Below are 12,164 nucleotides of genomic sequence, written 5' to 3'. Positions count from 1 at the left end.
CTGTCGCCGCTCTTACTGCTGAGGACGCCGCCGGACACAGGCCAGCCCGAGCAGCGACGGCGCCAGTAAGGCCAAGGTTCCGGGCAGCGGGATCACATTTTCGAGTCTGAGGTTGTCGAAAGCCGTACCACCGTTAAAGTCGCGTTGTCCGGTCACCACGATTTCGTCAATAATCACGCCGGCCAGATTGACCGCCGGACTGGTGGTATAGCCGCCGCTGGCGACCAGAATATCCGTGGCCTGGAGGATTCCGCCAAGGTATCCCCTCAGCGTCACGGTGGCGGGCGATGGATATTCCAGTTCGACGTCGATCGAGGTGAACTTGAATGTTCCACCGCCGGTCCGCTTGACATCGAGATTGCCTGTAGAGGGATTGCCGGCAAGGCCTTCGAGTTCGTTGGCGCTGCCGCCAGCACCGTTACCGCTAGCATCAAGGAAGAGGCCGTTCACTACCAGGTCGAAGCCGGCCTCGGCCGAACTGCTGAAATTGATTCCAGTCCCGCCAGGAATGCCCTCGAAGGTCAGTACGGCAGACTGGGCCGTCGAGGCCAGTCCCATGCAAGTCACGAAAGCGGTGGCGATGATTGTTCTTGAATTGAGGGTTTTCATGAGTTGTCCTTCAAAAGGATGAATCTTGGATGGGTAGAGGTTGTGAATTGGGCCGCCGTGGCCTGACGTCATTAAAGCAATTGATGTGCCAGCAATAGAATATTTTTATTTAATGGCGTTTTCTTTCCCAGCCATGACCTGGGGAGTGGGGGGTGTAAAGAATTCCGACAAGATCTTTCTTGCCTCGCCCAGCTCGGATGGACCTTCCCAGCACCCTCGATTGAGAAGGCGCTGCTCGTACTCGCCGAATGGCCGATCGCAATGGCCGGATCAGACTGGAAGCGGTCGTTCAGATTTCGTAGGCTACTGGCTGCCACCGACCCACAGCGGTCATCGAGCCTTGGGAGCGTCGGATGACCCGTCCTGCGCCCTCAGCGGACATTCGCTTCGCAAGTGAACAATCGTTCCCGTCTCCAATAGATGGCATCACCATTACCCCGATGCCCGCCCGTGCGCCCTCGCTCTGGGAGATGCAGGGCGCCACCGTGGGCGAGGACGATCCCCAGGCTCAATCGGCGCCTGAGCACGAATTCGATCAGCGCGTCGCCTGGTAGGTGCTGGATGGAAGTAGCCATGCGCAAAGGTCCAGACTGAAGCAAGACGAGTTGACATCGCCCGTCGTGGGAGGACTCGTGCCACAGGCGCTGAGCCGGGCGGGATTCGGATGACTTTTCAGGGGTTCATGGGACCCAATTAGAGATTGACGCCCCTTGACGGAGGCTCATATACTTTTCATGGCGCCGTTGGATTTCCTATCCTTAATAGCCGACTACGGAGATAAGTCATGCTGCGGCAACCAGTCTTACGTTCAGCCGGGCGCGACCCTGCTATGCGGGGGAAATCCCTCGTGCCATCAGACGGGCGGCGCGCGGACTTCGCCGCGCCGTTGCTGCGCCGGACGGCCTGTGCCTGTGGCGGCAGCTGCCCCCGCTGTGCCGGTCGCTTACCGCCAGGCCTGCCGCTGAGCCAGCCTGGGGATGCACTGGAGCGCGAAGCCGACCGAATGGCGGAGCGCGTCCTGCGCCGCGCCGTTCCGGACGCGACGAGTGCGGCGAACGCGGCGAACGCGGCGATACCGGCGCTGCCTGGGCCGGCCGCTGCTGAGGCTGTCGGGGAAGTTCTACGCTCGCCCGGCACGCCGCTGGACGGTGAGCTGCGAGCCTGGATGGAGCCGCGCTTTGGCCACGACCTGGCCGCGGTGCGGGTGCACACGGATGCGGTCGCCGCGCGCTCGGCACGCGCCGTCAACGCGCTGGCGTACACTGCGGGAGAGCACCTGGTGTTCGCCGACGGTCAGTATCGCCCGGCCACTGACTCGGGGCGCGCCTTGCTTGCGCACGAGCTGGCGCACGTGGTTCAGGGCCGCGCGGCGGGTTTGCCGCGCCTGCTGCGCAGCGTCGCCAGTTGGTCGAATTGCCCGGATGGGGTCAACAGCGCTCCGGACGACGCACGCCTGGCGCTGGCCACGGTCGATTCCCGAGCCGCCGAGATCGCCGCCAACGCCGCCGCGCTGCTCGGCGCGCAGCCGCCGGCGGCAGAGACGCTGGCCGCCTTCGAAGCGCGCTTTGGGCTACCGCCCGAAGTGCGCGGCGGTTTCCTGAACCGGCTCACCGGCCGCGTGCGGCCCGACCACGACACCGCGCTCGGCGAAGAGCTACGAATTCTTGCTCGCCGTTATTCGCTGGTCGCGGGACTGCTGGCGCAGCCGATCCAGTACGTCTGCGCCGGTGACCCGGCTTCGATAGCCCGCGCCCGCGTGCCCAACTGCGAGGCGTTCGCCTGGTCGCGTCGTGGCAGCGGCAGTATGGTTCTTTGCCCCGGTTTCTGGGATGAAATCGCCGACGACGACAGTCGCTCGGCCGTCGTCCTGCACGAGTCGGTGCACATCCTTTGGGGCCGCAACAACCCCCCCGAGCGCGGCGAAATCCGCGACCGGACGGCGGCGGGTCCGGGCGGTGCCTACGTGAACGCCCACTGCTACGACGAACTCGCGGCTGCGTTGATGGGCACAGGCACTCCGCGGGTGCGTTGCACGCCGCCGGCTTGATTGGTGTCACCGCACTCGATTTCACCGGACCAAGCTCCGCTCCTGCCTTGAAATGGATGCCTCTCAGATCACCTTCTGCGCGCGCAAGCCGGCGATCTCGTCGGCGCTGAAACCGTTCTCGCGCAGAATCTCCTCGCTGTGCTCGCCGGCACCCGGTGGCGGCAGACGGGCTGCAAAAGGCAGTTCACTGATCTTGAAGGGCGGTGCGAACTGCTTGACGCCGGCGACCTCGACGATCATTCCGCGCGCCTGCAACTGTTCGTTCTGCAGGCTCTCCTCGAAACGCAGCACCGGCGTGACGCAGCAATCGACGCGCTCGAACAGCGCCGTCCATGCGGCGAAGCTGCGCTTTGCGAAAGCGGCTTCGAGTTCGTGGCGGATGCGCTGGCCTTCGGCGCCGGTCGCGAAAGCGAAAGGCTTGAGGTCCGGGCGGTCGATGGCCGTGCACAGCATCTCCCAGAACTTCGGTTCCATCGCACTGACCGCCAAGTAGCGGCCATCGCTGCTTGCATAGACCCCGTAGCTGGGCATGCCGCCGGAGAGCACGTCCTCGCCGCGGGGCAAGGCCTGGCCGAGCCCGAGTACCGCCAGCAAGGGAAAGATCGTGTGCGCGAAAACCGCGTCGGTCATCGCCACGTCGACGTAGCGGCCGCGGCCACTGCCGCGGGCATCGTGGACGGCCGCGAGGACGCCGACCAGCGCACTCAAGGAGCCGCCGAGCAGGTCGCCGATCTGGAAGTTGGGCACCGCCGGGGCGCCGCCAGCGACGCCGATCTGGTCGAGCAGACCGCAATAGCCGAGGTAGTTGAGATCGTGGCCGGCACGGTCACGATACGGCCCGTCCTGCCCATAGCCGGTGATCGCGCAGTACACGATGCGCGGGTTGATCGCGCACACCGCCTGGTAGCCGATCCCGAGCTTGTCTACCACGCCGGGGCGAAAGCCTTCGAGGATGACATCGGCGGTCGCTGCGAGGCGCAGGAATGCCGCGACACCGGCAGCCTGCTTGAGGTCGAGGGTGAGGCTGCGCTTGTTGCGGTTCACGAGCTGAAAGTAGCTGATGTCGCCGTGCACCGCACCGGCGCTGCGCGCGTAGTCACCGGCGCCGGTATCTTCGATCTTGATCACGTCGGCGCCGAGGTCGGCGAGGTGCATGCTGGCCAGAGGCCCCGGCAAGAGTCGTGTCAGGTCGAGTACACGCAGGCCGGCGAGAGGGGGAGAACGCATGGGAATGGGCTTTCGGGAAAGTGTTTTGCGGGGGAAAAAGGCTTGAGGGGCTCATTTTCCGGGATAATCGCGGCCTGTTCGAGGTTTGTACTTGCCACGCTCCAAAAAAGTCGGTCGGCTGCCGGGACAACAGGCGACCTCGTGCTTTTTGGAATCATGGCGTTAGGCCGGACTCAGGGCCAGCAAAACAAGCCGCTGCGGTAGTTGTTCGGGATTTTGATTGTGCCGGAAATCGCCTTTAGCCGCTTTGAGCGGCTCTCACATAATGAAAGCCCCCGGCTTTGCCGGGGGATGGTTACTGCTTCAGCCATCTGGGCAAACCGACCTCGCCGCCGCACCTCGTGCCGGCACGCGGACCGCCCCTATGGGAGATGCCGGGCGCCAATCCCGGCGCACTCGATCCCCTATTTCAACCGGCACCAGACTACGAGTTCGATCAGAGGATCGCGCGGTAACCGGGCACCAGCCGACGAGTGCGCACATCCGCCTGGAGAAACTCGTGCAGCAGGCTCCCGGACAGAGATTTCAGAACATGCGCTCGTCGTTTCGACGATTGACCGAGATTCCATGGCCCCGGATACCCTCGGAAAATGGCATTCAAATTCCTATCCGTATCACTGCTGTTTGCGCCGAAGCCCGAAGACACTGCCAAGCGCTGTGGCGAGGAGTAGCAAGCTGCCAGGCTCCGGAACTGGATCAGGAGTAAGGAGGTAAGCATGACCGTTATTCCCATTGGCAACAATCTGGCCGCTATCGTTGATGCCGTGAGCATCAGTTAGCGTAGTACCAATCCCCGGTGACAGTAAGTCGTTCAGGTCGTACATTAGCCCGTCAGAATACAGGAAGGCGTGGTAGTCAGCATCGCCGGAAATATTGGAGGTGCCCACGACCTGCCCGAGGGCGTTGATGCCTTTACCATCACTGTACGTGCCGCCCAAAGTGCCTAGGTCCGTCATGATGCCGCTGAAATACAGGAAGGCGTGCCAGCTAGCCTCGCCGGTCGTGGAGGAAAAGCCCGTGACCTGTCCACTGGCGTTGATGCCCCAGCCGTCACTGTACGTCCCGCCCAAAGTGCCTAGGTCCGTCATGATGCCGCCGGAATACAGGAAGGCGTGCCGGCTAGCATCGCCGGTCGTGGAGGAAGAGCCCGTGATTTGCCCGACGGAGTTGATGCTAGTGGCGCGACTTTCCACCCCGCCCAGAGTGCCCAGGTCCGTCATGGTGCCGCCGGAATACAGGAAGGCGCGCTCGGTAAAATCGGTTGTGTGGGACCAGCCCACGACCTGCCCGCTGGCGTTGATGCTGTGGCCGAGACTGTACGCCCCGCCCAGAGTGCCCAGGTCCGTCATGGTACTGCCGGAATACAGAAAGGCGTGACGGTCACTACCGACCTGGGTATATTGGCCCGTGACCTGCCCGCTGGCGTTGATGCCGAAGCCGACACTGGACGTCCCGCCCAGAGTGCCCAGGTCCGTCATGCTGCCGCTGGAATACAGAAAGGCGTGAGGGTTACCACCGACCTGTTGGGTTTCGCCCGTGACCTGCCCGCTGGCGTTGATGCCGAGGCCAGTAGTGGCTCCACCCAAGTCGATGGCCGTGTAGGTGGGTACCGCGGCGGCCAGGGCCGGCAGGCAGGATGCGACCACAAGGGCGCTCCGAAGAAAACTGCTTCTGTTCATGAATTCCTCACAATTCTTGGTCATTATTAACAGATATCGTCCCAATCCAACAGCAACCAGGTCGCGTGGCCATAGAGGCCGTCGGCACCGATGAAGCCAAAGCGCACCCCAGCGGCCCGTGCCCGCTTGACCATCTCGGCAGCCATCTGTGGCTTACTCCGAAAGACCGGTGCCGATTCCGCAATCCCGGCTTCCTGGCAATGTTTGGCGTTTTCTACCCAATGCTCTGGCAGGAACAACTCGAAGTCGATGATCGGCCATACTTCGCGTCTTACTGCCAAACATTCTCGGAACGACTGAAAACGGATGCTCAGATTCTCGCAGCAGCTGGCCACCGCTCGCCTGATCCCAAATAAATAAATTTGGAGTTTTCATTGTCATACTTTTGATGTGATAAAAGATTAGATATGTGGCTCAATAGATTGTATTGAAAACATTTTAGCAATGTTACAAAGTAAAACTAATCAGGTCGCCTATTGCCTCATGCCCAACAAGTCCAGACTACCGCTTCAGGACTTCTACCGGCTCTCACCGTCCCCCAAACTTATCCCGAACTGACGTTGAAATAGATCGGCGGTTCCGGACCTGAGCACAGAGCGTTGCCGCAAGCCGCTGGCGTCGCTTTCAGATCAGGCCATACTTCTTCAGCTTGTCGTGCAGCGTCGTGCGCGCTACTTGCAGGGCCTCGGCAGTGCGGCCAATGTTGCCGTCCTGCTTGGCGAATTCAATGCTGATGCGCAGGCACTCGTAGTTGTCCACATCTTCGGCCAGTGACAGCGGAGTACCGTCCTTGCCCGTAGTAAGTGTTTCGTAAGCGATGCCCAGAACGTGGCAATTGGCCGCGTTGCGCAGTTCGCGGATATTGCCCGGCCAGTCCATCGCCATCAGTTGGCGCAGATGTTCCGGAGTCAGCGGCGGCAATGGCCGGTTGTGGCATTTGGCTGCCTGTAACAGAAATTTGTCGTACAGTTCGGGAATGTCCTCACGCCGTTCGCGCAGCGCCGGCAGTTCAATGCGCACGCCGCTCAGGCGGAAATAGAGGTCGAGACGGAATTTCCCTTCTCTGGACAACCCCTTGAGATCCTCCTTCGCCGCCGCGACGACGCGACACGGGACCGAAATCGGATCATTCGATCCGAGCCGTTCGATGACCTTGTTCTCCAAGACGCGCAGCAGCTTGATCTGCATGTGCATCGACATGGTTTCAACCTCGTCGAGGAAGAGGGTGCCGCCGTTGACGTATTCGAACTTGCCGGTGCGCGGCCTTTGCGCGCCGGTGAAGGCGCCCGACACGTGGCCGAAGAGTTCGCTGTCAAGCAGACTGTCAGCCATGCCGCCGCAGTTGAGCGCCACGAATTTTTGCTGGCGGGCGGATGAGAAGTCGTGCAGGCATTGGGCAACGAGTTCCTTGCCGGTGCCGGTTTCGCCCATGATCAGCACGTTGATCGCCTCATCGGCGACGTCGAGGATCAACTTGCGGACCTTGGCCATTTGCGGCGAACGGCCAATCAGTCGGCCTTCCAGGTCGTCACGGTGGTCCAGTCGGCGGCGCAGCGATTCGACTTCGAGCACCAGTGCGCGTTTTTCCAGTGCGCGCCGAACCACATCGACCAGAACGCTGGTCGAGAACGGTTTTTCCATGAAATCGTAAGCGCCGCAGCGCATCGCCTCGACCGCCAGCGTGATTTCGCCGTGGCCGGTGATGATGATCACGGGCAGATCAGGGTCAAGCTGATAGACCCAGCGCAGCAGGTCCATGCCGTCCATGCGCGGCAGGCGCAGGTCGCTGACCACCACGCCGGGGCAGTCGGTCTGTAAGCGCCGCTGGGCGTCTTCCGCGGTCGTCACCGTCTCGACTGGAATACCGGCCAGTTGCATGGCCTGCCGGCAACCGCGGCGGACATAAGTGTCGTCTTCAACGAGCAGGACAGAGAGTCCAGGTTTCTCAGGTTTCATCACAAAGCCTTTGCAAGGGATGTCGTTCAGGAATTTGGGGTGACCGGCAGCACAACGATAAAGCGTGCGCCACCACCGGGGGCCGGCTCGCCCAGCAGGTCGCCACCGAAATCATGCAGGATGTCGCGCGACAGGGTCAGCCCCAGCCCCAGGCCGCTGCCCGCCGGTTTGGTGGTGAAAAAGGGCTCGAACAGATGCGCCCGCGTTTGCGGCGACAACCCGCTGCCGCTGTCGGTGACCGAGAGCGCCAGCCGCCCCTCGCCGGCCGGCGCGATGGCAAAGCTCAGTCGCCGCACCGGTTGCCCGACCATCGCGTCGATGGCATTGCCGATCAGGTTCACCAGCACCAGTTGCAGGCTGTTCCGATCGCACCAGGCGATCCAGGAAGTGGCCGGCAGTTTGACTTCAATGTTCTCCAGGCGCTGCGCGAACAGAAAGAGCGCCGCATCGACGGCCTGCGCCACATCGACCGCACTCGGTGTCGCTGGCGATTTGCGGGCGAAGGTTTTCAGCGGCGTGATGATGTCGCCCATTGTTTCCGACAACTGGCCGACGATGCCAAGATTCTCCGCCGCCGTTGCCTGATCGCCGCGGCGCATGTACTCGATGGCGTTGGTCGACAGCGTGCCGATGGCTCCGAGCAGTTGGCTGAGTTCGTGCACGATGCCGGTCGCCATCTTCCCAAGCACGGCCAGCTTGGCGGAGTGGATGCGTTCGTCCTGGGCAGCGCGCAGCGTCTGCTCGGCACGCAGGCGTTCCGCAACTTCACATTCCAGGCGCCGGACAGCCTCCGAAAGGTCGATGGTTCGCGCCGCAACCTTGCCCTCGAGTTCCTGATTGGCCCTCTCCAGCATGGCCAGCGCCTTGCGCCGACCGCGCGCCATCCGGCGACTCTGATCAAGATAGAGCAGGCCGAGCAGCAGGCAGCCAAAAGCGGCCGCAGCGAGGGTGGCGTGGGTCAAGGCGAGTACGGTCACCGGGCGCAGATCGGAGAAAACGACGATGCGCCAGGCTGTTTCCGGTAGACGGCGACTCAACGCGAGATAGGATCTCGTTCCCTCAAAGGTGTCGAGTGCGTTGCCCGCTTGCCATACCGAAGGAACGGTAACGCCTTCTTCAGCGGCACGGATGTCGATGTCGAGCACGGTTGCCCCGAGCACTTCCCCGGCGAATTGTTCGCGGCTGATACGCGCCAGCGTTTCGCGCGGATACCGCTGCAAGGTGGCATAGCGGTACTCCGGCAGCGAAGCGAGCAGGACGATGCCATTGGCGTCGACGATCAGCGTCGGTACTTCCTGCGCCAGCAAGCGTCGCTCCGCCTCGCGCACCCTCCATTTGACGACGGCCACGCCAATCACCTGCCAGTCATGTTGCTCGTCGAGGATCGGCAGGGCAATAAAAAAACCGGGTTCCTTGCTGACGTGGTCAATCGCATAATGGCGCACAGGCGTGCCGGCCAGCGCGCCCTGAAAAAATGGCATGCCAGAGAGATCGGCACCCAGCAGAGTGTCTGAGATGTTCGTATCACTGGATGCGACCACGAGTCCCGTCGTGCCGAGCACGAAGATGGCGGGTCCGCCGAGGTGGTCGTTCAGCATTTCCAGAAAGTGGTTGGCTGCTGCCTGGACGAGGTGTTTTTCTTTGGCGGGGGCCTGCAGCAAGGCTCGCACATCCGTGCTCAGGGACACTGCGCTCGCTATCGAGGCATGGCGCGTGACCTCGTTGTCGATGGCCGCGGCGAGCAGGTCCAGTTGGTGGCTGGTCGCCTCGTGCAGTTGCTTGAGGCCCTGCGTCTCGGAGATCTTGAAGGCCAACAGACCGACCAGCAGCCATGCCGCCAGCAGGCCAATGACGAGCAGTGCATGCTGCCGCTTCGGCAAACGAAGTGAACGCTGGTCGGGTTCAGGCATGGTGATTCCGGATGGATGCAAGCCAGGGACACTCAAACCAGAGATACAAGAGCAGGCTTCTAGTCAAACCCTTGTGGCGGGGCGGATTGTTTTTTGCGGAGGCGAAAGCTGGGGATGTCGGCGAGCCTGTCCGGCAGGCGGCCTCCCCCCAGACCAACATCATGAACGCCACAGGACCGATCCTACCTGACGCGAACCGGTTACGCAACCAAGGAGCATGATTCGGCACAGGCTCCTGCGCAACTTGAAAGAGGATAGGGATCCCCTGACGGAATTCGTTTGCCATGCGCTTGTCCTCCCTTCAGCCTTATCCACCGCCGCCGCAACCGCCGCAACCGCCGCAACCGCCGCCGCAACCGCCGTCGCAACCTCCCCCGTCATGGGTTTTGGGCGCTTGGACGTCGAGGTAGTCGGCATAGGCGGTGTGGGCCAGGACAGCGGTGCCCCACAGGGCCACTGCGAGCGCCAACTCTTCGCCGCCTGGGGCGCGTTGCAGCCGCGCGAAGCGGCGCCGTGCATCACTCAGGGCACGATCGCCGGCGCGAGTGCGAATCGGGTCATGAAGCAGTCGATACAGACCCACGATGGCAGCCACCATCATCATTGCTACGACCAGGAAGCCGCCATGCCACCACTTAAGCAGAATCAGGCCCAAGACAACGACCGCCAGGACCGGCGTGGCGCCCATCACCCGAATATGCAAGGACTGTGACACGGACAACGCGAGGCCGCGCGACACCAGTCTGGCCCGGATCTGCGCAATCCATGCTGTCGCATTGTCGAGCACCGCCTTGCGCGTCCCGTCCAGGGCGATGCCCGTCCCCAGGTCACCGAGCGGAGCGGGTAGCGGCGAGCCTGGCGTCGTCAGGCATAGCCGCAAGGGATTGCCTTGCACACAGACCTTGTCCTGCGTCAGCAACTGCGTCACGCCGGTGTCGATGGTGCGCGAGGGTCCGCCAGCCAGGTAGGCCAACTGGTAGGTGTCCAGATCGTCCGCCTGCGCAGGACCTGTCTCGCGCAGCCTGGCGGACCAGAGCCAGGAGCCAACGACGATGGTGCTGGAGAGACACAGAAAGCCGAGCCACACGAAGCAAATGTACGCAGCAGTCAGTGTCGTGGATGAGAACGGAGCAGCCGCTGCCGTTGTCAGAGCGCCGAGGACCAGGCCGATCCCTGCCAGTAACCCGCGTCGGCCTGGCAGACGCGGGCGCGGCAGGACCAGATGGCGGCGCAGATCGACCCGCCGGATTGGCGCCGAGTTCGCGATGCACTCTCGACTCGCAGGCCAGAAGTCGAGCGGCGGCGGACCAAACCAACATTCATAAGCGGCCAGGGTGCGCGCGTACTGCTCCCGGTAACGCCGCTGCTCTGTCTGTCCACCCCGGGTCGGCCCATGATGCAGGGGCGTGCCGAGCACTTGTGGGCAGAACTGCTGCCAGTAGTCGTGCGTATGGATGAGGTGCAGGTGCCAGACCTCGTCGACCTTCTGGCTCGGGGTCAAGGGTTCCTCGGCGACACAGCAGAGGAAGCAGAAGCGGCGGTACTCGTCGATCGCGCCGCGCGCTCGCTCGATGGTCCAACCCTGTTCGCGCGCCAGGCGGCGAGTCAAGTCGATACCGTCTTCCGGGTTTTCGAAGGAATGGGCGGACAGCCGCCGCCAAAGGGCTATTGCCTCCACGGGCCAGGCAGTGAATTCAGGCATCGTCGCTCCTTTTGTCGTCGTGTGCGCAGCGGCCGTGTCTTGCGTGGCGTACCGTGGCCGCTGTGGTGGTACGGCTGTGCTCTCTGTCGGCACTATTTCCTGCTGGTAAGCGCTTGGTAGTTGGCCCAGCGCTCAAACGGTCGCCCAGGGTTCACCGCTCGCCATTTGGGATGCGTGCCTGGCATGTCGCGCAAATGGTCGATGTTCTCGATAACGCACTGCTTGAGTTTCACGAGAGCCGTCGCTCTGTCCGGCGTGCGGTAGTCACGCGTCACAAAAAGCGCCTGCACCGACAGGGTCGGAACCTGGCCATTGGCCAGGTTCGGGTAATTGAGCCTGGCCCCGTTGTAGGTTCCCTTCACCTGGTCGAGCACGTCGCTACCCATCGAAACGAGCTTGAATTGCTTGCCGAAGACCTTTTCATCCCGCAGCCACTTCAGCGGCGCACCGCCGACCGCGAACAGGGCTTGCGCCTGTCCATCGAGCAACATCTTCGCCGCCACCGCCGATGGGTTCTTTTCCCTGGTGAGATCAACGAGGTTGAAAGGAATCTTCAGCTTGTACTGGAAATATTCGGCACTCAGGTGCGATCCTCCCCACGCGACGACCGTCTTGCCGGCAAGATCCTTCAGCGATTCGATCTCGAGTGATTTCTGAGCGAATGACAGCCCCAGGAAGCTGTCCTCCTTGGTCGTCTTATTGACGGCGACGAGATGGATTTCTTCTTCGTTGAGAGGAAACAGGACCTTGACACGAGCCATGGCCGGATCCTTGTCGTCGTAGTAGCGCATGACATCAAACTGGACAATGCCGGCGGTGAGCAAGTTGTCGATGATGCCCTGGAGATTGGCTTGCGAACCCTCGGTCTCCTTGACGCTGATCGTCACCGTGGCCCCACAGCGCTTGATCATGTCGTTGGCCATGGCGAAGTACGTTCCGTCGCTCCCGCCGGTGCCCAGCACGATCTGTGCCTCGGCGAACGCCGAGATGAGCAGGGTCGCCACCAGGAACAAAAGCTCTTGTCGTCTCATCAG

Annotated in this window: 8 protein-coding genes and 1 pseudogene; 1 reads left to right on the top strand and 8 read right to left on the bottom strand. The window is 62.4% G+C overall.

All coding sequences use genetic code 11. The features are described 5' to 3' along the window. Positions 1–12: 12 nt before the first annotated feature. Positions 13–609, bottom strand: a complete 597-nt coding sequence (locus V5B59_RS12530) for a hypothetical protein (protein ID WP_169069277.1) — start codon at positions 607–609, stop codon at positions 13–15. Positions 610–1,456: 847 nt separating this feature from the next. On the opposite strand from V5B59_RS12530, the gene V5B59_RS12525 reads away from it, so the two are divergent. Then, positions 1,457–2,656, top strand: a complete 1,200-nt coding sequence (locus tag V5B59_RS12525) for an eCIS core domain-containing protein (protein ID WP_169069276.1) — start codon at positions 1,457–1,459, stop codon at positions 2,654–2,656. 63 nt (positions 2,657–2,719) lie between these two features. On the opposite strand, the gene V5B59_RS12520 is transcribed toward V5B59_RS12525, so the two are convergent. The 7 genes and pseudogenes from V5B59_RS12520 to V5B59_RS12490 form a co-directional block, all read right to left on the bottom strand. Next, a complete protein-coding gene (locus V5B59_RS12520) occupies positions 2,720–3,883 on the bottom strand; it encodes a CaiB/BaiF CoA transferase family protein (RefSeq protein WP_169069275.1) in 1,164 nt (387 codons plus the stop codon). A gap of 614 nt (positions 3,884–4,497) precedes the next feature. After that, positions 4,498–5,562 carry a PEP-CTERM sorting domain-containing protein gene (locus V5B59_RS12515; RefSeq protein WP_332351938.1) on the bottom strand — a complete coding sequence of 355 codons (1,065 nt, stop codon included), beginning with the start codon at positions 5,560–5,562 and terminating at the stop codon, positions 4,498–4,500. Between the two features lie 35 nt (positions 5,563–5,597). After that, a pseudogene (locus V5B59_RS12510) lies at positions 5,598–5,876 on the bottom strand (transposase); the annotation flags it as partial. A gap of 310 nt (positions 5,877–6,186) precedes the next feature. Next, the gene (locus tag V5B59_RS12505; RefSeq protein ID WP_169069272.1) at positions 6,187–7,518 is read right to left on the bottom strand and encodes a sigma-54-dependent transcriptional regulator; all 1,332 of its coding nucleotides are present in this window, start codon (positions 7,516–7,518) and stop codon (positions 6,187–6,189) included. Between the two features lie 26 nt (positions 7,519–7,544). Continuing rightward, complete coding sequence (locus tag V5B59_RS12500) at positions 7,545–9,428, bottom strand: sensor histidine kinase (RefSeq protein WP_169069271.1); 1,884 nt, start codon at positions 9,426–9,428, stop codon at positions 7,545–7,547. A 307-nt stretch (positions 9,429–9,735) separates the two neighbouring features. Next, positions 9,736–11,130, bottom strand: coding sequence for a TIGR04222 domain-containing membrane protein (locus tag V5B59_RS12495; RefSeq protein ID WP_169069270.1), 1,395 nt, complete (start codon positions 11,128–11,130; stop codon positions 9,736–9,738). Between the two features lie 92 nt (positions 11,131–11,222). After that, positions 11,223–12,161 (bottom strand): TAXI family TRAP transporter solute-binding subunit, encoded by a 939-nt coding sequence (locus V5B59_RS12490; RefSeq protein ID WP_169069269.1) that lies wholly within the window; start codon positions 12,159–12,161, stop codon positions 11,223–11,225. Positions 12,162–12,164 lie beyond the last annotated feature (3 nt).

This window comes from Candidatus Accumulibacter contiguus (assembly GCF_036625285.1).
Lineage (GTDB): Bacteria > Pseudomonadota > Gammaproteobacteria > Burkholderiales > Rhodocyclaceae > Accumulibacter > Accumulibacter contiguus.
The sequence above is the reverse complement of the archived record's forward strand: the minus strand, read 5'-3'. Positions and strand labels throughout refer to the sequence as shown.